Here is a 22451-nt window from a genome sequence, read left to right on the forward strand (position 1 = left end):
CACCGCGTCGCTGGCTCCGGCCAGCTGTCACGAGGAGGAACACGTACATGAAGGACACCTCGACCAGGCCGCGAAGGAGCAGCCGGCTCCGGCTGTTCCTCAGCGCCGCGTGCGCCGCGGCGCTCGCCGTCACCGGCACGTTCATCGCCTCGCCGAACGCGTACGCCGAGGCCGACCGGACCCTCACCTCGAACCTCACCGGTACCCACAACGGCTACTTCTTCTCGTTCTGGAAGGACAGCGGCAACGCCAGCATGACGCTGCGCGCCGACGGCCGCTACAGCAGCAGTTGGGACCGGAGCACCAACAACTGGGTAGGCGGCAAGGGCTGGGCCACCGGCACCCGCCGGACGGTGAGCTACTCGGGCAGCTACAACCCGGGTAACAACAACACCTACCTCGCCCTGTACGGCTGGACCCGCAACCCGCTCATCGAGTACTACGTGGTGGAGAACTTCGGCAGCTACAACCCGAGCAGCGGCGCCACCCGGCTGGGCACGGTCACCACCGACGGCGGCACCTACGACATCCTGCGCAGCCTGCGGACCAACGCCCCGTCGATCGACGGCATCCAGACGTTCTACCAGTACTGGAGCGTCCGGCAGCAGAAGCGCAGCAGCGGCACCATCACCACCGCCAACCACTTCGACGCGTGGGCCCGCGCCGGCCTGAACCTCGGCACCAACCACAGCTACCAGATCATGGCCACCGAGGGCTACCAGAGCCAGGGCAGCTCCGACATCACCGTCCGTGAGGGCGGTGGGAGCAACCCCACCCCCACCAGCGGGCCGACCGGCAACCCGACCACCCCGCCCGCCGGCGGCAACTGCACCGCGGTACTGTCGGCCGCCGAGCAGTGGGGCGACCGGTTCAACCTGAACGTCGCGGTCAGCGGCACCAGCAACTGGGTGGTCAGCCTCGGGCTCAACGGCGGCCAGAGCATCCAGAACAGCTGGAACGCCTCGGTCAGCGGCACGAGCGGCACCGTCACCGCCAGGCCGAACGGCAACGGCAACAACTTCGGCATCACGATCATGGCGAACGGCAACTGGACCTGGCCGACGGTCAGTTGTCGAACGGCCTGATCCCGACCGGTTCCTGACAGCACGGCAGCGGCGGGCGGCCCCGGTGAGACCGGGACCGCCCGCCGTACCGTCGTCGCTGAAGATCAGCCGCGTACCCACTGCTGGTTGCTGCCGCCGTTGCAGGTCCAGAGCTGGACGGCGGAGCCGTTGGCGGTGGACCCGCCGTTGATGTCCAGGCAGAGCCCCGACCCGACCCCGACGATCGTGCCGTCGGCGTTGAGCCGCCACTGCTGGTTGCTGCCACCGGTGCAGCTCCAGATCCGGGCCCGGGTGCCCGACGCGGCGCTCGGCACGTCGAGGCACTTGTTGCCGTAGACGGTGAGCTGGTTGGACGAGTTGAGCGACCACTGCTGGTTGACGCCACCGTTGCAGTCCCAGATCTGCACGGTCGCACCGTCGCTCTGGCTGGCCCCGTTGACGTCCAGGCACCGGTTCGAACCCGCGCCGCGGATCTCACCCGTCGGGGTGCCGGGGTTGCCGACCGCGGTCACCGAGAGGTTGTCGAACTGGGCGGTGACGCCCTGGCCGGTGCCGTAGCCGATCTGGCCGGCGACCCAGGTGGAGTCGGACGCCGTGCCGACGGTGGTGCCGTCGATGGCGGCGGTGAGGGTGCTGCCGTTGAGCGTCAACGCCAGGGTGTGCCACCGCCCGGTGCCCAGGGCCGAGGTGTTACCGCTGGCCAGGGTGCGCCAGTTGCCGCTTGTGTTGTTGCTCCGGATGGACCAGGCGCCACCGTCGGTGACCCGGAAGTAGTACCCGTTGAGGTTCTGCGGACCCTGGTGGTTGTAGGTGTTACCGCGCCCGATGAGCTGCGCGTAGCCGGACTTCTCCAGCAGCACGTCCGAGGAGACCGTGTAGTTGCGCCAGGTCAGATCGCCCAGCAGGGTGAACGGATCGGCGTGGCCGGAGGTCCAGTAGATCGGCGCCTGCTCCGACATCTGCCGTACGCACTGCCCGGTGCGACCACCGGTGCAGCCGGCGATCTCGAACGAGCCCTGCTGGTCCATCAGGTACCGGGCCTCGCGGCCGGTGGCGTAGCTGTCGAAGTCGTCGCCGTACGGCAGCTTGAGGTTGCCCTGCGCCGGGCTGGCCGCCGTGCCCTTGCCCTGCCCGCTGGTGGTGGTGATGCTGTAGACGTAGCCGGGCTGGACGGTGAGCGAGAAGCGCCCGCCGTTCGGGGTGATGTCGCTGCCCCGGACGAAGTGGTCGGCGGTGTTGTTCGACCGCACGTTCGTCGACCAGACCCGCACCGTGCCGGTGGACAGCCCACCGGTGACGGTGAAGTCGAGGGTCTGTGCCGCACCGGCGTCCATCGTCTCGATGATGGTGCTGTAGTCGCTGTTGTTCGTGGACTTGAGCGAGACGTAGCTGCCGTTGTTGCGGTTGCCGCCGAGGTAGCCGCTCGACGCGTCGAGGTAGCGCCAACCCGGGGCGGTGAACTGGGTGGTCTGCGCCATCACCCAGGCGTTCTTGCCGATGGAGTAGGCACCGGACCACGGCTGCTGGGCCACCGCGACGCCGGTGGTCGCCCACGGGATGTTGGGGGTGATGGCGGCGATGACGGGCCAGTTGATGTAGCCGGTCATCTTGCCGTCGATGTACCCACGGTTGATGCCCCGGGCGAGCGCCTGCGCACCGGCGTTGTAGTCGTCGGAGCCGTTCTCGCTGGCCCACAGCGACTTACCTGTGGACACCGCGTTGTTGGAGCTGGGGCAGCTGGTCTGGGCGCTGCGGTAGCCGCAGACGTAGTGGCTGCCGAAGACCTGCACGGCGTTGGCGAACGCCGGATCCCGCAGCGAGTCGTCGGCGGCGCCCCAGCCGAAGTCGTCCGAGGCGACGATCTTGACGTTGCTGTAGCCGCGGGAGTTGAGGGTCGAGCGCAGGTTCTTGTACCAGGTGGTGTTGTAGCCCTTCTCGTTCCACCCACCGAGGTAGTTGATCGTCAACCCGTGGGTGCCCGCGCAGTCCAGCCAGGCCACCAGGTAGTCGATCGAGTCGTTGGACCAGAAGTTGCCGTTGCCGATCCAGCCGGGCGCTCCCCAGGCCAGACCCGCCAGGGCGATGTTGGGGTTGCGCATGCGGGCCTGCTCCATCAGCCACCACTCGTAGCCCCGGTTGCAGTCGATGCTGCCCCGGGTGTGTTCGTGACTGGGCTCCGCGCCGGAGGTGGAGTTGGTGTCCCCGCCGATCTCCACCTTCATCAGCTGCATCGCCGCGCCGTAGCCCGGCTTGAACAGGTAGTTCAGGATGTCGCTGCGCTGCGGTTCCGGGTAGTCGATCAGCAGCCTGCTGTTGCCGCCGCCGCCACTGACCGCGCCGATCCCGTCCAGCGCCCGCCCACCGGACCCGCCGTTGATCGTGATGGCGGTCGCCGCCTGGGCGGGTGCGGGGAACGCGGTCAGCACGGCCGCCGCCGCGACCACCGCCCCCAGCACCGATGCCGTCAACCGGCGCGGACGCCACCGACTGCGTGCCCCACCGGCGTCGCCGGCGCTGCGCCGATGACTGTCTGCTCTGAACATCTGGCTCGCCTCCCCAGCCGGTCTCCGGCTCGAGGCGGTACGGCACAGGTCGGGCTGCCGTACCCCACGCAGCATGGAAATCGGCGACCATCAATGATAAGACATCACATGTCTAGCACCGCACTGCTCGCCGGTCAACGTCTTACGAAACGCCTTAGCTGCCGCTGATGGTGACCGCCACAGAAAGACGGCCACCGAATCCTGAAAAGATCAGACGAATACGCCGGAAGGCCGCCGGCCCGCGCCGCCACCGACATGGCAACGGCGCGGGCCAACGGCCCCCGGGGACACCTCCCGGTGTGGATCAGCCCGGCAGGACCACCTGGGCCGGGGTGGAGCGGTGGGTGGTGGTGCCGTCACCCAACTGCCCGGACATGTTGTTGCCCCAGCACCACAGGCCACCGTCGGTGCGTACGCCGCAGCTGTGGTAGCTGATGGCCAGGTTGGCCGTCCAGGTGGTCGCGGTGCCGACCCGGACCGGGGCGGACCGGTGGGTGGTGGTGCCGTCACCCAACTGCCCGAACCCGTTGTTGCCCCAGCACCACAGGCTGCCGTCGGTGCGCAGCGCGCACGACGAGTCGACGCTCGCGTCGACCCGGGTCCAGGTGGTGCCGGTGCCGACCTGGAGCGGGTTGGTCTGCACACCGGTGCCGCCGCCCACCTGGCCGTACCCGTTCTCGCCCCAGCACCACAGCGTGCCGTCGGTGCGGACCGCGCAGGTGTGCGCGTGCCCGGCCGTCACCCCGGCCCACGTGGTCGCGGTGCCCACCTGGGCCGGCGTCGCCCGGTAGCCCAGGATCCCGACACCGAGCTGCCCGTCCGTGCTGTCACCCCAGCACCACAGCGTGCCGTTGGTCTGGACAGCGCAGCTGTGCGCGTAACCGGTGGTGATGCTCACCCAGGTGGTCCCCGTACCCACCTGCACCGGGCTGGTGGCCTTGGAGGGCGAGGTGCCGACGCCCAACTGCGCGTTGCGGTTCAGGCCCCAGCACCACAGCGTGCCGTTGGTCTGGACGGCGCAGGTGTGGTTGGCCCCGGCGCTGACGCCGGCCCAGGTGGTGGCGGTGCCGACCTGCACCGGGGTGCTCCGGCTCGTGGTGGTCCCGTCACCGAGTTGCCCGCTGTAGTTGCCGCCCCAGCACCACAGCGTGCCGTCGGTGCGGATCGCGCAGTTGTGGCTGGTGCCCGCGTCGACCCGGGACCAGGTGGTGGCCGTGCCGACCTGCACCGGGCTGGTCCGGTTGGTGGTGGTCCCGTCGCCGAGCTTGCCGCCGTAGTTGTCCCCCCAGCACCAGAGTGTGCCGTCGGTACGGATCGCACAGGTGTGCAGGTCACCCGCGGCGACCCGGGAGACCGGCGCGGCGGCGAACGCGGCGCTGGACGCACCCCGCTCCGCGGTGCCGACGCCCGCGACGGCCGCACCCGCCGAGAATCCCACGGCGAGCGCGGCGACCCCGAGGGACACCGCCGCCGTGGCGACGGCGGCGCGGGCTGTCCGTCGCCATCGGGCCCACAGCCGGCTGTTCTGCTGTTCGTTCATGTTCTGTTCTCCCCAGACAAACGTCGTTTTTCTGCACGGTGGAGCGGCGTCGCCCCGGCGGGTCGTCGTCGACCCACCGCGTACAGCAGTGACCCTATGCATTGAATTAAATCAATGCGAGATCCCGCCGGGACGCCGCCGCGCCTAGCGCTGTCCTCCGCTGACGTCCGCCGGGTTCAGCTCCGGCTCCATCGCTGGCTGGCCGCGCCGTTGCAGTCCCGGATCTGGGTACGCGTGCCGTTGGCCGTACCGTTGTTGACCACGTCCAGGCACCGGCCCGAGCCGACCCCGGTGATCGTGCCGTCGGCGTTGATCCGCCACTGCTGGTTGGACTGGCCGTTGCAGTCCCAGATGATCACCGAGCTGCCGTTGGCGGTGCTGGCGCCGTTGACGTCCAGGCACTTGTTACCGAAGACCCGCAGTTCCTGGGCGGCCGTCGAGGTCCAGTTCTGGTTGCTCTGACCGTGGCAGTCCCAGATGATCGCCGCCGAGCCGTTGGTCTGCGTACCACCGTTGACGTCCAGGCACCGCCCGGCGGACGTGTTGCGGACGGCGCCCGTGCCGGACGACGGCGGGGTGGTCGGGTTGCCGGTCGGCGAGGCCGTCGGCGTCGGAGTCGGGTCGGTGCTGCCGAACTGGGTGAAGAACCGCCACACCTCGCCCTTGGTCCAGGTGCGGACGCCGCTGTCGCCGCCCCCGTCCACCGGGCCGGGGGTGTGCCCGCCGTCGAACGCGGCCCACACCACCGGGTAGCCGGAGCGGCAGCCGGAGTAGGTGGTGGTGATGTGGGTCAGGCTGCCGGCCCGCGGCTCGGGCGGGCTCTGCGCCGTACACCCGTTGTTGCGCACGAACGTGTCCCGCAGGGACCGTCCGGCAGAGACGTTGAGCACCGGGTCCCCGATGCCGTGGATGCCCATGTAGGCGATCGGCTGGCCACCGCCGCTGCACCCGCTGAGCTGCCCACCGGAGTAGACCGCGACGGCGCGGAAGACGTTCGCCCGGGAACAGGCGAGCGAGTAGCTCATGCCGCCGCCGTAGCTGAAGCCGAGGGCGAACAGCTGCGTGGTGTCGACACACAGGTCCGCCTCGATCAGCCGGACCATGTCGTCGACGAAGGTGACATCCTGGCCGCCGGGGTTGGCCCAGCCGTTGCCGTTGCCCTGCGGGGCGACGAAGATCGTGCTGTTGTTCGCCTGCTGGCGCAGCCCGTAGTAGGACCAGGCCGCCCCGTCCGACCCACCCCCGTCGACGTCGTTGGCGGTGCCGCCGTTCCAGTGGAAGCCGAAGATCAACCGGTACTGGTGGTTCCGGTCGTAGTTGTCGGGGATCCGGAGGATGAAGCTGCGGTTCTGCCCGCTGCTCTGGATGGACCGCTGACCGCTGGTCAGCGTGGGTGCCTTGCCGCACCCGGCGGTCGCCGCGGCCGCCGAGACGTCGGCGGCCGCCGCCGTGCTTGTCGGGCCACCGGCCAGGGCCGTCGCGCCCACGGTGACGACGAGGACCGCCGCCGCCGCGAGAGAACCAAGGATGGGTCTACGCCTTGTCATGATGATGGGGGCTCCTGCCACTCGGCATGGACTGAGGTGAGGTACGGGGTGCCACGGCGATCCCGACGCGGGCCCGGCTGCTCCCGTTGACCGCACCCGCCAAGGACGGACACCGGGAACTGCGCGATGCGCCCACGACGCCGGCCGGCTCGTCGCCGCAGATGCCAGCCGCTGGTCTCGCTGCCCAGGCGGGACCGGCTGGTCGTCGAATCGATCGGTGGTCCCACACCCGCATGCGCCCGAACGCCACCAGGTCGACCGCTGGTGCCGGGGCACCGGGCTCGACGTCGAATCGATTCGGCAAGACCCTAGGTCGGAAAGTGAAACATGTCAATGCTGTGTCCGACGGGTTGCGGTCCGGGTACGCCTGCGGCGGATCCGACGGATCGCAGGTCAGGACGCCGACGGGCGTCGGCTCCTCCGCAGCGGCCGGGCCCGCGACGCACCCGCAAGGGCGGGGACGCACCCGCAAGGGCGGGGACGCACCGGAAGGGGCGACGCCCGCCGACCGCGCCGCCGTTCCCCTGCGGTGGTCCCCGGGGCCGGTCAGCGCCGGCCCCGAGGACACCCGGTCAGTTGCGCAGACTCCACTGCTGGTTGGTGCCGCCGTTGCACGACCAGAGGATGATCTTCGTGCCGTTGGCGGTGGCCGCGCCGTTGGCATCGATGCAGAGCCCGGACTGGGCGTTGGTCACGGTGCCGTTGGCGTTGAGGTTCCACTGCTGGTTGGTGCCGCCGTGGCAGTCCCAGATGATGACCGTGGTGCCGTTGGTAGTGCCCGCGCCGTTGGCGTCCAGGCACTTGCCCCCGGGCCCGGTCAACTGCTTGCCGGCGGTGTAGCTCCACTGCTGGCCGGTGCCGCCCGAGCAGTCCCACAACTGCACCTGGGTGCCGTTGGTGGTGCTGGCGTTGGGCACCTCGACGCAGCGGCCGGACTGGGCACCCACCAGGCGTCCGCCCTGCGGGCCGCTGCCGGTGCCGCCCTGCTGCCTGACGATCGAGACCGACTCGGCGGACCGGTTGCCCTGCGCGTCCACCACGAAGAGCCGGTACTCACCCTGCGTCGACGGCACCGCGATGGAGGTGGCGGTGCCGGCGGCCCTGGTCATCGTCGGGCCGGCGGTGAAGGTGGTGGTGCCGGCCGGGGCCAACCAGACCGTCCTGGCCGCGTCACCGGTGCTCCGGATCGGGATCGACGCCGTCGCGCTGGTGACGAAGGTGCTGGCCGGCAGGACGTAGTTCGGCAGGGAGAGGTTGCCCGCCGGGATGATGTCCCGGTACGCGTCCTCCAGGCCGGAGTTGGCCGCGATGCCGTACGCCGCCGCCGGCCAGACGTAGTCGGAGGAGACGAGGATGTCCTGGACCGTGCTGTTGGGCAGGTTCTTGTTTGAGACCTTGTTGATCGGGCCGTAGCTCTGCGTGATGCTCAGGTCGTGCTTGCGGCCGAAGTCGTCGGAATTGATCAGCCAGGTGATGTTCTTGTCCACACTCAGGACGTTGTCCCGGAAGGTGATGTAGGCCGAGCCCTCGTCCGGGTGCAGGCCGTACTTGTGACCGGACGGCACACCCTGGAGGTAGTTGTTGGTGATCGTCGTGCCCGGCTGGCTGCCAAGCGTGTAGATGGGTGCGGTGTCACTGAGCCGCTGCACCGTGTCGATGAAGTGGTTGTAGCTGATGGTGTTGTTCCGCGCGGTCGTGGTGGGCCGGTTCGGCGCGATCGAGCCCGACGACCCGTCGAAGTTCCACCAACCCCAGCCGAGCGTGATGCCCGACCACGGTGACTTCTCGATCCGGTTGCGCTGCACCGTCAGGGTGTCCACGAAGTACGCCGAGATGGGGCTGTGCCCGTTGAACAGCACCGCACTGTCGTAGAGGTAGTTGTTCTTGATGTCGATGTTCTTCGGCAGCCCCTCGACCTGCGGCAACCACTTCTCCCGGTTGGTCGATGTCCCGTCGCCGATGTAGACGTGCTGGGGGTGACCGACGGTGATCGCGGAGCCGGCGACGTCGTTGGTGAAGTTGCCTGTCAACTGGGTGCTCTGCACGTCGTTGACCATGTTGACGCCGTCCGCGCCGGTGTGCTGGATCCGGTTGCGCTCCAGCCGGATTCCGTCGGCGTTCTCCACCTGGACCATGCCGGGGGTGACGTCGACATTGCGGTAGTAGTAGTCGTGGAAGTTCTTCTTCGCGTACGCCTGCGCCCCGAGGTTGCCCTGCTGCGCCTGCTTGTAAGACGAGCCGGCGACGTTGAACAGGTTCCAGTCGGAGTGCTGCACGGTGAGCCCGGCGAACGTGAGGTTGCGGGCGTGGTTGCTCGTCGAGGTGCCGGCGATCCGCAGCAGGGTGGTCACGTTGTTCGGCGCGACCACCGACGCGGTCGCCATGTTCTCGGCGCTGGACTTGTAGTAGTAGACCGTCTTGCTGCCCTTGTCGAAGAAGAACTCGCCCGGCGCGTCCAGGAACTCGTAGGCGTTCATCAGTTTGTGGCTGCCGCCCGTCTGGGCGTTGCCGTTGAACGCGCCCTGGGCGATGGCGGCACCCGGCTGCTGGAACAGCGCCACCCGGTTCGCGCCGTCGGAACTCGTGGTCACCTGGCGGACCCCCACGATCGCGGTGGTCCAGGTGGTGGCCGTCTCGATCTCGATGTCGTCGGCGTTGCGGGGGACGGCGGGGAAATCGTTCAGGTTGTACTTCGCGCCGTCACACTGCGACCCCGACTCCCAGGCCCACGCGGCCTGCCCGGCGGTGATGTTGTACGTCCCGTAGCAGCCAGCCGAGCCGATCGTCTTCGACGCCATGAACGCCCGCTTGTCGTTGACATAGAGCGCCCGCAGTTTGTTGGCGCGGTCGAGCGGCGCCTTCCAGATGTTCCCGCTGTGCTGGGTCCACCCGGTGACCGGCACGCCACCGTCGAGCACCGGCGTCTCGTTGGGGTAGGCGGAATACATGACCCGGTAACCGTTGCTACCGGAGTCACCCGCCCCGAATTCGATCGTGCTGGTCACCGGATAACGACCACCACGCAGGTAGACCTGAATGTCACCGGTCATGTTCGCATTGACCGTGCGAACCACGTCCCGCGCGCGTTGCAGCGTCCTGAACGGCGATTGGACCGTGCCCGGGTTGGTGTCGTTGCCGTCCGGCGCGACATAGTAGGTTTCCTGGATTGCGGCCGAGGCCGGCAGTTGACTCCCGAGTACGGCCGGCAGCGCGGCCGCGACGAGCAGCGCGCTGGCCAGCAGCGACCTTCGCGCGGTGGAGAGGGCTGACTTCACGTGCGATTCCTTTCGCATGACGCCGACAGACATGTCCGCTGGACAGTCGTCCTGGCGATGCGACAACGAACCGCCATGCGAACATGGGCCGAGGCGCCGGGAGGCAGGGCGCGATCCCGGCGGGTTCGACAGTTGGCGGGTTCTTTGACGAGAAGCCGTGACAACACAGGCAAGGTCCACGTCGAGCGACAGGCACCGGCCGGCGGCAGTTCCCTGCCACCGGGAACTCCAGCCGTCCGCTCAACCGCTCTTGCCGGTAGTCACAGAATGCTGCCCTGAAGCGTAGGCGTCAGGGCAGCCGGGCGCAACTACCAATTGTCAACCACCTATTCGTAATCGTGACCGTACCGGGTGGTGCGCCCGGACCGACCACGGGCGGCCCGCCTCACCTCCGCCGGACGGGTGGGCGGGACGTGCCGCGCGGGCGGCAGCCCGACGCCTCTGCGGACCCGCCACCGCCGGCACGGCAGCGCCACGGCAGGTCGAATTCGGTCGCGTACGCCGCCGCCCCGGGGGGACGATACGGTGGTGTCCGGAGCACCCGAGGGATTCAGCTATCGCCTCCGTAAGAACGGCGATGTGGAGGTGCTGCACCACGGCCGCCCTGCCGCCGTGCTGCGTGGTGCGGCCGCAACCCGGTTCCTGACCGATGTGGACGACGACGATCCGCAGGAGTTGATGGCCCGCCTCACCGGCAACTACCGGCACGGCAACGAGCGGACGGCCAAACAGCACCCCCGCAACCGACGCCGGTGACGCGGCGGCGCCGCGGCCCGGCCCGTCACGTCCCCGGGCCCGGTGCCCTGGGACCGCACGGGCAGCCTGCGGTGGTGGGCGGCTTGCACGAACGGAGGACGCCGACATCGCCGACGGTTGCGTCGGCCGCGTCGCCCCCTCCGGCGTCGTACGACAGCACCACTTCGCCGACGCCGGATGCCGTCCGCACGCGGTCGCGGCCGACACCGACGGGGGCTGTTGGTCACCCTGTGGGCCTCGGGCCGGCGTCCGTCGAGGAGCTTGACGATACCCACGCTGGCCCGGTCCAGGTCGTCCCGGGGATCACCGTCCGGGCGGTGCGGGAAACCGGGCAGGGCGAACAGGAACACGAACGCGCTGTCCACCCCCTCGGTCTCGACCAGCTCCGCGCGGCACCGGCCCCGCTCGCGCCCGCGTTCGACGCCGCCGAGTGACGCCCCCGCCCTGAGGTCGACCCGCGCGCGGACCTGACCTGTCCCTGCCGGCCCCCGGCGACGGGGTACGGGGGCCGGCCGGGCAACGACCGGGCCGACCCCCGTACCGCTCAGCGCCGGCGCACCGAGGCGGGGCTTCCCGGCCGACGCGGTGCCGGCCGACGGGAACCGGCCGGGCGGGCGCGCCCCACCAGGCTCCACAGGGACGCCCACTGGTGGGCGGTCAGGTCCTTGGGCAGGTGCTGCGGCCCCACCCGGTTGGCCCGTTGCCAATCCTGCTGATCCTTGCGGGCGATCCGCCCCGTCCGCTGAAGGATCTCCTGCAGCCCGTGCCCCTTACCGGTGAACACCAGCCGGACGAAGTCCTGGTAACCCCGCCGGTCGTCGACCAGCGGGGTGCCCCGACGCACCATCGAGAACAGCCCGCCGTCGACGGAGGGGGCGGGCCGGAAGGCGCGGGCCGGGACCCGGGAGTGCAGGTCGAAGTCGTACCACGGCCACCAGCTCGCGGTCAGCAGCGTCGCGCCACCGATGCCGGCCCGTCGGCGGGCCACCTCCCACTGCACCAGCAGCACCGCCGTGTGCCAGTGGGGCGCGGCGAGGAGGGTCCGCACGATGGGGGTGGTCACGTGGAAGGGGATGTTCCCGACGACCACGTGCGGATACTGGGGGAACCGGAGACTCAGGACGTCCCCGCAGACCACTGTGACGTTGTCGGGTACCTGCCGGCTGAGCCGCTTGGCACGCTTGGCGTCGATCTCCACTGCGGTCAGTTCCCTCCCCTGCCGACTCAGCGGCAGGGTCAGGGCACCGTCGCCGGCACCGATCTCCACGATCGGGCCGTCGGTCCGGGCGACGAGTTCGACGAAATCGTCGATCACCAAGCGGTCGACCAGGAAATTCTGGCCGAATTCGTGTCGCCCGGTGTGCTGGATGTAGGGCATGTGCGTGCTCCGCGAGTATCGTTTCGGAGCCGGTCGACGAGGAATGCCGCACCGGCAGTGACCCGATGGGCGGCGAAGCTCATCAAAAGGAACGATGAACTGCCGCTATGCGCGGCGGAGCCTCATGAAGCACACGACAACCATGACGGGCACTATACCCGACGCCTGAAACAGCGGTGCGGACGCGCCGGGAACCGGCTTTCTTCGGCACTGATCACCCCTCCCACCAGTCGATCTCCGTCAGCGGAGAAAACCCCGCCGGTCCCCCCAGCCATCGGCGACGTCGGTCTCCATCTGGTTCAGCCGCGCGGTGACCGCCTGGTCGAATCCGTCCAGGAAGTATTCGTCGCCGGGCTTCGCGACCACCGTTCCACCGCTGGTCACGAACGTCTCCACCACCTGCGCCAACGTCGTGCCGGGGGACACGGTGCCGATGCGATAGCGGTCCGCACCGGCCAGGCCCGGGAAGGCTGCCTCCCGGTAGAGGTAGACATCGCCAAGGAGATCCACCTGCACCGATACCTGAGGGTGGGCGGCCGGGCGCATCGTCTCCGGTCGGATACGCACGAGCTGCACGTCGCTTCCGGTCATGAGACTGTTCAGGGCGTAGCCGTAGTCGATGTACAGGGTCGGCGTCCGCTCCGCCGCCTTCTCCCGGAACCGGTTCAGCTCGGTCTGGAGCTCGGCCCGCTCGTCCGGGGACAGCCTCCCGTCGGGCCGTCCGCTGTAGTCCTCCCGCAGGTTGATGTAGTCGAGCGGGCGGTCCGGCGCCGCCTCGTTGAGCTCGGCGACGAAGTCGACGAGCGCGCTCAGCCGCCCGGCGCGGCCGGGCAGGACGAGGTAGCTGAGGCCGAGCCGTACCGGCTCGTCCCGCTCGGCACGCAACTGCTGGAACCGCACGAGGTTCGCCCGTACCCGGGTGAAGGCCCCCTGCTTGCCGGTGGTCGCCTGGTACTCCTCGTCGGTCAACCCGTACAGCGACGTGCGGATGGCGTGCAGCTCCCACAGACCCCGCTCGCCCTTGAGCTTCTGCTCGGTCAGGGCGAACGAGTTGGTGTAGAGGACGATCCGGAATCCCCGCCCGGCCGCCCGGCTGACCAGTGCGCCGAGCCCGGGGTTGGTGAGTGGCTCCAGACCACCGGAGACGTACATCGCGTCGCGATTGTGCGCCGGGACCTCGTCGATGACGGAGGCGAACATCGCGTTCCCGTCGCCCAGCGCCGAGGCCTGGTAGCGGGCGCCGGTGACCCGCACGCAGAAGTGGCAGCGGAACATGCACGTCGGGCCCGGGTAGAGTCCGACAAGGTGCGGGAACATCGGCCTTCTGTCGAGCACCGCGTCGAACACGCCGGCCCTTTCCAGGCCGAGCACGGTGTTGGTCCAGTAGCGACCGGACGGACCGTTCTCCACGGCGGTTCGCAGCACGGGGATCCGGGCGAACAGGTCCAGCAGCCGCCCGAACCCGAGCCGGTCCAGGCCGATTTCGCGGCGGGCCTGCTCAAGGGGCAGGAAAGGCGTGTTTCCGTAGATGCGTGCCAATGCCACAAGTCCCTGGGCGGTGGCGCCGATCTCTGCCGGCGGCACGATTCCGGTGCCGGCGACGTCGTCGTACAGCGCGTGCACCGCCGCGGTCGGGTCGCTGCCGGGGACAGCGCAGGTCGCCACGGGATTCGATGCGGACATCTCTATGGTCATGGGCCCTCCCACACGTCCGTCCGGTGCCGTTCGGTCAACCGGGTGCCACCACGCTCTGTTCGTCGGGCCCGGCCTGCTGTTGCCACCGAGCGGTCAGTTCGAACCCCCGGGTGACCGCCATCCGCACGATGTTGCACACCCTGCGGATGTCCTCCCGGGAGATGGCGGAACCGGTCGGCAACGCCAGGACGCGCGCGGAGAGCCGCTCCGTGTGCGGCAACTGGACGTCCTGTCGCGACCGGTAGGGCTCCAGTTGGTGACAGGCGGGTGAGAAGTAGCGCTGCGCCACGACGTTCTCGGCCCGGAGCAGATCGAGGAGCAGATCACGGTGCAGGCCGGTGACGTCCGGGTCGATCTCGACGATCACGTACTGGTAGTTGCACTGCTCGTCCGGGGCGAAGTCGATCAGGCTGAGGCCGGGGATCCGGGCCAGCTCACCGCGGTACTGCTCGTAGTTGGCCTGGTTGTGGCGTGCCACCTCGGGGAACGCGTCGAGCGAGGTGAGCCCCATGGCGGCGGACGCCTCGCTCATCTTCGCGTTGGTGCCGCCGGCCGCGCTGGGACTGTGCAGGCCGATACCGAAGTTGGCCAGGGAGCGGACGCGGTGGGCGAGGTCGTCGTCGTCCGTGACGATCGCCCCGCCCTCGAAGGCGTTGACGACCTTCGTCGCATGGAAGCTGAACACCTCCGCATGGCCGAACCGCCCCACCGGTCGGCCCTGCGAGGTGCACCCGATGGCGTGCGCGGCGTCGAAGAACAGGCGCAGGCCCGCGTCGCCGGCGACCTTCTCCAGCGCGTCCACGTCGCAGGGGCGGCCCCACAGGTGGACGCCGAAGATCGCCGACGTACGCGGCGTGATGGCCGCGGCCGCCGCCTCGTGGTCGAGGCATCCGGTGCGCGGATCGATGTCGCAGAACACCGGTTCCAGCCCGAGCCAACGCACCGCGTGCGCGGTCGCGGCGAAGGTGAGCGACGGCATGATCACCTCACCGGTCAGCCCGGTGGCGTGCGCGAGCAGTTGGAGGGCGACGGTGGCGTTGCAGGTCGCCACGCAGTTGCCGACCCCGACCATGTCGGCGACCCGCTCCTCGAACTCCCGTGCCAGCGGACCGTTGTTGGTCAACCAGTCGTTGTCGAGCGCCCAGGACAGCCGGTCGAAGAGCCGGGCCCGGTCGATCCGGTTGGGTCGTCCGACGAGGATCTGCTGGAGGAAACTGGCGTGCCCTCCAAAGAGCGCCAGATCACCGAGGTCTCGCTTCATCGCCTGCCTCCCTCTGCGGGCCACAGCCTCGCCGACTCCGGAGCCGCCCCGGGCGGCGGCTGCTCAGGTCCTGGCGTACGCGCCGAGCTCGGCCGCCAGGTCGGGGGCCACCCGTGCCCGTAGCACGGTGCCGTCGGCCGTGTGCTCCTCGGCCAGCACCTCGCCGTCGGCGTGCACCCGGGCGACGAGGCTGCCCTCGACGTACGGGATGAGGACGTCGACCTGGACCTCCCGGTGCGGCAGCGCGGCCTCCAGCAACTGCCGGAGCGTGTCGATGCCCTGGCCGGTGCGGGCTGAGACGACGACGTGGTGCGGTTCGGCCTCCGCCAACGCGGCCAGGGCGGCCGGACTGGCCGCGTCGGCCTTGTTGATCACGACAAGCTCGGGTACCTCCGCCGCGTCGACGTCCCGGATGACCGCGCGCACCGAGGCGAGCTGCTCCAGCGGCGCGGGGTGGGCACCGTCCACCACGTGCAACAGCAGGTCGGCCTCGGCCACTTCCTCCAGTGTGGAACGGAACGCCTCCACCAGGTGGTGCGGCAGGTGCCTGACGAATCCGACGGTGTCGGTGATCGTGTAGCTCCGCCCGTTCGGGGTGGTGGCCCGGCGTACGGTCGGGTCGAGGGTGGCGAAGAGCGCGTTCTGCACCAGCACGCTCGCTCCGGTGAGCCGGTTGAGCAGGGAGGACTTTCCGGCGTTGGTGTAGCCGGCGATCGCGACCGACGGGACGCTGTTACGCCGCCGCTCACGGCGCTTGAGCTCGCGGCCGGACTTCATCTCCACGATCTCCCGCCGGAGCTTGGCCATCCTCTCGTGGATGCGCCGCCGGTCGGTCTCGATCTTGGTCTCGCCGGGCCCCCGGGTGGCCATGCCCCCACCACCAGCCCCTCCGCCCATCTGCCGGGAGAGCGACTGACCCCAGCCACGTAGCCGCGGAAGCATGTACTGCATCTGCGCCAGGGCCACCTGCGCCTTGCCCTCGCGGGACGTGGCGTGCTGGGCGAAGATGTCGAGGATCAATGCGGTGCGGTCCACCACCTTGGCGTCGACGACCTCTTCGAGGCGTACCAGTTGGGCAGGGCTCAGCTCACCGTCGCAGATCACCGTGTCGGCTCCCGCCTCCTGGACGATGTCCCGCAGCTCCCGCGCCTTGCCGGAGCCGATGTACGTCGCCGGGTCGGGCCGGTCGCGGCGCTGGATCACCCCGTCGAGCACCACGGCTCCCGCGGTCTCGGCGAGTGCCGCCAGCTCGGCGAGCGAGCGTTCGGCCTCGTCGGCGGTGCCCGAGGTCCAGACGCCGACCAGGACGACGCGTTCCAGCCGCACCTGCCGGTACTCGACCTCGGTGACGTCGGTCTTCTCGGTCGACAGCCCGACGACCCGTCGCAGGGCGGCCCGGTCGAGCCGTGGACCGTCCGCTTCGGCGTCGGCGTCGTCCATCAGGGCGTCGGCCTTCACCGGGTGCGGGGAACGGTGCGCTGCGGAGGTCATCTGGCGTCCTTCGCGGTTCGGGTGCTCGCCTGGGGTCACGGACCGGTCCGGACCGCAGGATCCGGTTTCGGTCGACACCCGTCAGGCCACCGGGGATGCCCACCACGGAGGAAGGCTTCCGGTCTTCCTAGCAGGCTTCCGGATAGCGGCACCGGAAGCGAGGTTCGTCGGTCACACACTTCGCCGCGGTCGACGCCGCGATGTGTGCGGGCGTCACCGGGTCGACGGGCGGTGTCCGGTCGCCACGGACGCGTGCGGGCCCGGCCGCGGTGGGCCCGGGATCGCCGCCGTCACCAAGTGTGTCACCGAGGCACCTGGGCAAGGCAGGCGTCGCCGGGCGATGGTGGGACCGGGGGCCGGGCCGGCCGTGGTCAGCACAGTCTGCCGTGGTCGGCATATCGTCCCACCCTCCGGAGAGGGGAGTGATGGTGCCGACGCTCGACGTCCGAGAGGAGGCGACCGCGGGCAGGTCCGATCCGGACACCGTGTCCCGGGTCTGCGCCGCCCTACTGGCCTCGCTGCCCCGCGCCGACCAGCGCCGCAAGGGCGAGCGGTACGTCCGGGGCCTACTCACCGCCTCCGGCCGCAAGACCATGCGCAACCTGGCCGCCAGCACCGACGATCCGGCGGCGGCGCAGAGCATGCACCACTTCATCAGTTGCTCCACCTGGGACTGGGCGGCCGTCCGCGCCGCGCTCGCCGGCCACCTGGACCGGACGCTGTCGCCCCGGGCCTGGGTGGTGCGGTCGATGCTGGTGCCGAAGACCGGTCGGCACTCGATCGGCGTGGAACGCCGGTACGTGCCCGCGCTGGGCGAGACGGTGAACAGCCAGCAGAGCTACGGCCTCTGGCTGGCCTCGGAGACCGTCGCCGCGCCCGTAAACTGGCAGTTGTCCATCGGTAGGGGCTGGCTGCAGGACAACCCCGCCCACGCGAGCGTTCCGGCCGACGAGGACGGCACGACCAGCGACGGCGCGGCGGTGCAGGCGGTGCTGAAGGCCGCGACCTGGGGGATCGGCCCCCGCCCGGTGGTGATGGACGCCCGGCACTCGGCGCTGCCCCCACTGGTCGAGGCGTTGACCACGGCGGGTCTGCCCTTTCTGTTGCGGATCAACGGCGGCTGCACCCTGCTGGCCGCCGGATCCGGCCCGCGCGAGAGCCGGATGGCCGCCGCCTCCGCCGAGCAGCTGCTCAGCCTGACGCGCGCCCAACGCCGCCCGGTGGAGTGGATCGACCCGGCCAGCCCCGGCGCCCGGCGCACCAGTCTGGTCGCACCGCTACGGGTGTACTGGCCGGGCCTGTCCGGTTCCCGCCCACCCGGTCCGTCCACCCCGGCCCCGCCGGGGGCGGCACGTGCCGCCGCGCCCGGACTCCCCCTCACCCTGCTCGGCAAGTGGCAGACGTACGAGCGCGGCGTACGGCAGATGTGGCTGACCAACATGACGGATGCCGGGTACGGCCCACTGCTGCGGCTGAGCAAGCTCACCCGTCGGGTCGAGACCGACTTCTCCTACGTCAGCCTCGACGTCGGCATCCAGGACTTCGAGGGCCGGTCATATCAGGGCTGGCACCGGCACGTCACCCTGGCATCCGTGGCGCACGCCCTGCGGATGCTGGACGGCGGCGCCGGGTAGGACGTACCGGCTGGTCCGGCTCCTGCGCCGGGCCGGGGCCCGGGTGGCCCCGGTCCTGGCGGAGCAGGCCACGGATCCGGTGCAGGCGCAGGGCGAGCTGCGTGTCCAGGGCCCGGTCCGGTTGCTGCCAGTCCCGGCCGAGCAACTGGGAGATGCGGTCCAGCCTGCGGGAGACGGTGTTCGGATGCAGATGCAGCACCTCGGCCGCCCGGATGCGGCTGCCCGCCGAGTCGAAGTAGGTCTGCAGGGTCTCCCTGAGGTTCGTGAGCCGACGCTCGTCGTAGTTCAGTACCGGTCCGATGACCCGGTCGACGAAACCGGTGACGTCGTGGCCGCCGGCGACCAGCAGCCCGAGGAAGCCCAGATCCCGCGAGCAGGCCGCCCGGCCCTTCGCGTCCAACGCGTACAGGGCGTCGACGCACCGGGCCGCCTCCTGGTAGGTGCGGCTGACCGAGTCGGCGGTGTGCACCGGTCCGGCACCCCCGGCAGTGACCGGCAGGCCGAGAAGCCCACCCAGTTCCCGCGAGACGTCCCGGGCCCGGGTTCCCGGGTCGTCACCGGGCAGCAACAGCACCGCGTGGCCGTCCCGGATGACCTTCATGCCGTTCAGGCCGTGGGCGACGGCGACCGCCCGTTCGAACACCCGGGGCGAGGTCGTGCCCTCGGGACGGGCGACCACCACGACGTAGGGGCGGTCGAACTCGACGGACGTGCGGCGGCGGCGCTTCCCGCTGCGGTCCAGGTCCGGTCGCGGGCCGAGCAGGTCCTCCAGGAGCCTGTCGCCCGGCTGGCCGTGAACCCCGCCGTTCCTGGTCATCAGCAGCGCCACGGTCTGGGCGACCGCCGGTAGGGCCGCCGCCGGCTCGTCGTCGGACGTCTCGTCGGCGTGGAACAGCACACAGCCGAGGTCACCGGCGCGGGTCGCCAGGGGCACCACCCAGGAGCCGGTGGTCAGCCGACCGGGTCGGCCGGTGGCGTGGGCCTTCAGCCGCACCCGGGCCAGTTCCCGCTCGTTCGGGGCAGGGACGTCGCCGGCCGCCGCCAGCACGCCGTTGGCCCGGTCGCGGACGTGCAGGGCGCCGCCCAGTCGTCGCACGGCGCTGCCCACCAGGTCGTCGAGCTCGCCACCGTCGAGGATGAGCTGGACGAGTTCGGGATGGAGGCTGTCGGCGGTGCGGACCGCGTTCAGCTCGGCTCGGGCCCTGGCAGCCTCCTGCTGGGCCTGCTTGAGTTCGGCCCAGGTGTCGTCGAACAGCCTGATCCGCTCCACGGCCGTCGCCGCCAGATCGGCGAGCAGACGCAGCGACGCGACCTCGTCGGGGGCGAAGTGGCGGATCTGCCGGTGGCCGACGTGCAGGTTGCCGAGGTGCCGACCCTCGACGCTCAGGACCACCGACAGCACCGCGTGCAGCCCCTCCGCGCGGACCAGACCGTCGGCGGCCGGGTGTCGTTGGAGGCGCTCGTCGGTGAGGTGGTCCGCCGTCCAGGCGAGTGGCTCGTACGCCGCGGCGGGCACGACCAGCCCGTCGCGCCAGGGCAGCCGGTAGCCGCTGGTCAGCGCGGTGGCCGCCCCGACGGCCGAGGCGACGTAGGATTCGCCGGCCACGTCGTCGGCCAGACTGACGAACGCCACGTCCCCGGCGAGCAGCAACTGGGTCCGCCGCACGACCAGTTGCAGCCCGGCCTCCAGGTTCGTGGCCCCGGCGAGGTCACGGGCGGTGTCGACGAGGGCGGCCAGCTCCGCCTGCCGCTGACACCGCCTCCCGACGACCTCTCGCAGCTCCAACGCCAGCCGCTTGGCGATCATGACCCGGTCGAGCGTGGCCTGGTCCACGCCGTCCCGGTGCGCCTGGTGCACCAGTTCCTCGTACTGCGGCAGGGGTGCCTCCCTGGCCAGGAGTTCGAAGAATCGGAGTTCGTGGTCCCGCAGGGAAATGCTGGTGCCAGTCATGCGTCCAACCACCTCGCACACAACGAATAGCTGATTAGGGGGGCTCGATGGCAGTACAAGACCATCGATATGGTTACAGTAACCGGTAAACCCTGCAACTACTCGGAGTGATATTCGCTTCGCCCGGTAGGTATCCGGTTCGCCCCTGGCCGGTCGCCGGGCCGAGACGTCACGGGCAGCTCGTCAGGCCGGTGTCCGGAAGCGGTTGATCGCGGCGAGATGACGTTCCCGCAGTTCCGGGTTCCGGACCCCGAGCCCCTCGCGGGGCGCGAGCGCGAGCACGCCGACCTTCCCCTGGTGCAGGTTGTGCTGGACGTCGTAGACCGCCTGGCCGACCTCGTCGAGGGGGTAGCAGCGGGACAGCGTCGGGTGGATCTTGCCTTTGATCACCAGCCGGTTGGCCTCCCACGCCTCCCGGTAATTGGCGAAGTGCGTGCCGACGATGCGCTTCAGGGACATCCACAGGTAGCGGTTGTCGTAGACGTGCTCGAAGCCGCTCGTCGAGGCGCAGGTGACCACGGTGCCGCCCTTGCGGGTGACGTAGACCGAGGCCCCGAACGTATCCCTGCCGGGGTGCTCGAAGACGATGTCCACGTCCTCGCCACCGGTCAGCTCCCGGATGCGTCGGCCGAACCGCTTCCACTCCCGGGGGTTCTGGGTCCGCTCGTCGGACCAGAAACGGTAGTCCTCTGCGGCCCGGTCGATGACGGCCTCGGCACCCATCTGACGGCAGACCTCGGCCTTTCCCGGGCTGGAGACCACGCAGACGGGATTGGCTCCGCCAGCCAGCACGAGCTGGGTGGCGAACGCGCCGAGGCCGCCGCTGGCCCCCCAGACGAGGACGTTGTCGCCCTGCTTCATCCGGGCTCCGTTGCCGGAGACCAGCTGACGGTAGGCGGTGGAGTTGACAAGTCCCGGCGCGGCGGCCTCCTCCCAGGTCAGGTGGTCGGGCTTGGGCATCAGCTGGTTCGCCTTGACCAACGCGATCTCGGCGAGGCCGCCGAAGTTGGTCTCGAAGCCCCAGATCCGCTGCTCCGGGTCGAGCATGGTGTCGCCGTGGCCATCGGCGGACTCCAGCTCGACCGAGAGGCAGTGCGCCACGACCTCGTCACCCGGCCGCCAGCGGTTGACACCGGGTCCGACCCGCAGCACCACGCCGGCCAGGTCCGAACCGAGGATGTGGTACGGCAGGTCGTGCCGCCGGGTCAGCTCGGAGAGCCGACCGTAGCGCTCCAGGAACCCGAAGGTGGGCAACGGCTCGAACAGCGCCGACCAGACCGTGTTGTAGTTGACCGAACTGGCCAGGACCGCGACGAGGGCCTCCCCGGGGCCCAGCTCGGGGACCGGCACCTCCTCGGTGTGCAACGACTTGCGCGGGTCCTTCTCCCGGCGGGGAAGGCCCACGAACATCTCCGTCTCGTCCTTGTGCACCGTCACGGCCCGGAAGGAGGCGGGCAGCGGCAGGGCCGCCACCTCCCGCGCGCCGGACTCCTGGGCGAGGATCACGTCGAGTACGTGGTTCAGCTCGGGCGTGTCTGGCATCTGTTCCTCCAGCGGGTCGGTGGTGCGGGTCAGGGGCGCACCGGGAACGGGTCGTCAGGGGTGGACGCCGACGAACAGGCCACGGCCGGACGGGCCGGGCGTCAGGTACTCCGTCGTGAAACCCGCCCGGGCGAAGGCACGTTCGTAGTCGGACCGTTCGAAAAGGGTGATCAGGTGGCTCTCGTCGAAGTGCCGGACTCCCCCGCCGGGGCTGGCCACGAGGTAGTGCACGGTGATCCGGGTCGCGCCGCCCTCGCGTACCGAGTGGGAGACCCGGGAGATGGTGCGGCCGTCGACCTCCACCAGGCTCGCGCCCACGTACCCGGGGGTGAAGGTCTCCGGGAACCACCACGGCTCGACGATCGCCACCCCTCCGGGGGACAGGTGCGCGGCGAACCGGGCCAGGGTCGCGTCCAGCTCGGTCGTGGTGGCCAGGTGCCCCACCGAGCTGAACATGCAGGTGATGACGTCGTAGCGGTGCCCCAGGTCGAACGTCCGCATGTCGCCGAGGTGCAGGGCCGCCCCGGGGTTCCGCTGCTGGGCGATGCTCAGCATGTCCGGGGCCAGCTCGATGCCGCCCACGTCGTCGAAGAGGCCGGCCAGGTGCCGTAGGTGCAGCCCCGTGCCGCACGCCACGTCCAGCAGCGTCCGGGCGTGCGGCCGGCGGGACCGGGCCAACGCCTCCAGCTCCGCCGCCTCCGCCGCGTAGTCCTTGCCCTTGCCCTGGTAGATCAGGTCGTAGACCTCGGCGATGGCGTCCGCGTACATCATGGA

General features: G+C 70.2%; 14 protein-coding genes. 3 read left to right on the forward strand and 11 right to left on the reverse strand.

Annotation, left to right across the window (positions count from 1 at the left end; genetic code table 11):
• Positions 1-47 precede the first annotated feature (47 nt).
• Complete coding sequence (locus OHQ87_RS18245; protein WP_328339391.1) at positions 48-1085, forward strand: glycoside hydrolase family 11 protein; 1038 nt, start codon at positions 48-50, stop codon at positions 1083-1085.
• Between the two features lie 83 nt (positions 1086-1168).
• Here OHQ87_RS18245 and OHQ87_RS18250 read toward each other — a convergent pair whose 3' ends face one another.
• The 4 genes from OHQ87_RS18250 to OHQ87_RS18265 form a co-directional block, all read right to left on the reverse strand.
• On the reverse strand, positions 1169-3607 hold the full coding sequence (locus tag OHQ87_RS18250) for a ricin-type beta-trefoil lectin domain protein (protein WP_328339393.1): 2439 nt from the start codon (positions 3605-3607) through the stop codon (positions 1169-1171).
• Positions 3608-3911: 304 nt separating this feature from the next.
• Complete coding sequence (locus OHQ87_RS18255; protein WP_328339395.1) at positions 3912-5147, reverse strand: RCC1 domain-containing protein; 1236 nt, start codon at positions 5145-5147, stop codon at positions 3912-3914.
• Positions 5148-5323: 176 nt separating this feature from the next.
• Positions 5324-6694, reverse strand: a complete 1371-nt coding sequence (locus tag OHQ87_RS18260) for a ricin-type beta-trefoil lectin domain protein (protein ID WP_328339397.1) — start codon at positions 6692-6694, stop codon at positions 5324-5326.
• A 572-nt stretch (positions 6695-7266) separates the two neighbouring features.
• Complete coding sequence (locus tag OHQ87_RS18265; RefSeq protein WP_328339399.1) at positions 7267-9969, reverse strand: RICIN domain-containing protein; 2703 nt, start codon at positions 9967-9969, stop codon at positions 7267-7269.
• Between the two features lie 528 nt (positions 9970-10497).
• On the opposite strand from OHQ87_RS18265, the gene OHQ87_RS18270 reads away from it, so the two are divergent.
• On the forward strand, positions 10498-10725 hold the full coding sequence (locus OHQ87_RS18270; protein WP_328339401.1) for a hypothetical protein: 228 nt from the start codon (positions 10498-10500) through the stop codon (positions 10723-10725).
• Positions 10726-11269: 544 nt separating this feature from the next.
• Here the strand turns inward: OHQ87_RS18270 and erm are convergent.
• The 4 genes from erm to hflX form a co-directional block, all read right to left on the reverse strand.
• Entirely contained in the window at positions 11270-12103 is an 834-nt protein-coding gene (gene erm, locus OHQ87_RS18275) for a 23S ribosomal RNA methyltransferase Erm (protein ID WP_328339403.1), read from the reverse strand.
• Positions 12104-12343: 240 nt separating this feature from the next.
• Positions 12344-13798 (reverse strand): dTDP-4-amino-4,6-dideoxy-D-glucose ammonia-lyase, encoded by a 1455-nt coding sequence (gene desII, locus OHQ87_RS18280; RefSeq protein WP_328339405.1) that lies wholly within the window; start codon positions 13796-13798, stop codon positions 12344-12346.
• 34 nt (positions 13799-13832) lie between these two features.
• Positions 13833-15059: a dTDP-4-dehydro-6-deoxyglucose aminotransferase gene (locus tag OHQ87_RS18285; RefSeq protein WP_328339407.1), complete on the reverse strand. Its 1227-nt coding sequence runs from the start codon at positions 15057-15059 to the stop codon at positions 13833-13835.
• A gap of 63 nt (positions 15060-15122) precedes the next feature.
• Positions 15123-16499, reverse strand: a complete 1377-nt coding sequence (gene hflX / locus OHQ87_RS18290; RefSeq protein ID WP_328348903.1) for a GTPase HflX — start codon at positions 16497-16499, stop codon at positions 15123-15125.
• Between the two features lie 476 nt (positions 16500-16975).
• Between hflX and OHQ87_RS18295 the strand changes: the two genes are divergently transcribed.
• On the forward strand, positions 16976-18184 hold the full coding sequence (locus OHQ87_RS18295) for an IS701 family transposase (RefSeq protein WP_442930841.1): 1209 nt from the start codon (positions 16976-16978) through the stop codon (positions 18182-18184).
• Here OHQ87_RS18295 and OHQ87_RS18300 read toward each other — a convergent pair.
• The 3 genes from OHQ87_RS18300 to OHQ87_RS18310 form a co-directional block, all read right to left on the reverse strand.
• Positions 18129-20135, reverse strand: a complete 2007-nt coding sequence (locus tag OHQ87_RS18300; RefSeq protein ID WP_328339411.1) for a helix-turn-helix domain-containing protein — start codon at positions 20133-20135, stop codon at positions 18129-18131. The genes OHQ87_RS18295 and OHQ87_RS18300 overlap by 56 nt on opposite strands.
• 183 nt (positions 20136-20318) lie before the next feature.
• Positions 20319-21677, reverse strand: coding sequence for a crotonyl-CoA carboxylase/reductase (gene ccrA / locus OHQ87_RS18305; protein WP_328339412.1), 1359 nt, complete (start codon positions 21675-21677; stop codon positions 20319-20321).
• A gap of 54 nt (positions 21678-21731) precedes the next feature.
• Positions 21732-22448: a class I SAM-dependent methyltransferase gene (locus OHQ87_RS18310; protein WP_328339413.1), complete on the reverse strand. Its 717-nt coding sequence runs from the start codon at positions 22446-22448 to the stop codon at positions 21732-21734.
• Positions 22449-22451 lie beyond the last annotated feature (3 nt).

The organism is Micromonospora sp. NBC_00421 (assembly GCF_036017915.1).
Lineage (GTDB): Bacteria > Actinomycetota > Actinomycetes > Mycobacteriales > Micromonosporaceae > Micromonospora.

Bases quoted from the DNA above. Each gene is read 5' to 3' on its own strand.
- OHQ87_RS18295 (WP_442930841.1), top strand. From the start codon at position 16,976: ATGGTGCCGACGCTCGACGTCCGAGAGGAGGCGACCGCGGGCAGGTCC.
- desII (WP_328339405.1), bottom strand. From the start codon at position 13,798: ATGACCATAGAGATGTCCGCATCGAATCCCGTGGCGACCTGCGCTGTC.
- OHQ87_RS18245 (WP_328339391.1), top strand. From the start codon at position 48: ATGAAGGACACCTCGACCAGGCCGCGAAGGAGCAGCCGGCTCCGGCTG.
- OHQ87_RS18260 (WP_328339397.1), bottom strand. From the start codon at position 6,694: ATGACAAGGCGTAGACCCATCCTTGGTTCTCTCGCGGCGGCGGCGGTC.
- OHQ87_RS18255 (WP_328339395.1), bottom strand. From the start codon at position 5,147: ATGAACGAACAGCAGAACAGCCGGCTGTGGGCCCGATGGCGACGGACA.
- OHQ87_RS18250 (WP_328339393.1), bottom strand. From the start codon at position 3,607: ATGTTCAGAGCAGACAGTCATCGGCGCAGCGCCGGCGACGCCGGTGGG.
- ccrA (WP_328339412.1), bottom strand. From the start codon at position 21,677: ATGCCAGACACGCCCGAGCTGAACCACGTACTCGACGTGATCCTCGCC.
- OHQ87_RS18310 (WP_328339413.1), bottom strand. From the start codon at position 22,448: ATGATGTACGCGGACGCCATCGCCGAGGTCTACGACCTGATCTACCAG.
- OHQ87_RS18300 (WP_328339411.1), bottom strand. From the start codon at position 20,135: ATGACTGGCACCAGCATTTCCCTGCGGGACCACGAACTCCGATTCTTC.
- hflX (WP_328348903.1), bottom strand. From the start codon at position 16,499: ATGGACGACGCCGACGCCGAAGCGGACGGTCCACGGCTCGACCGGGCC.
- OHQ87_RS18285 (WP_328339407.1), bottom strand. From the start codon at position 15,059: ATGAAGCGAGACCTCGGTGATCTGGCGCTCTTTGGAGGGCACGCCAGT.
- erm (WP_328339403.1), bottom strand. From the start codon at position 12,103: ATGCCCTACATCCAGCACACCGGGCGACACGAATTCGGCCAGAATTTC.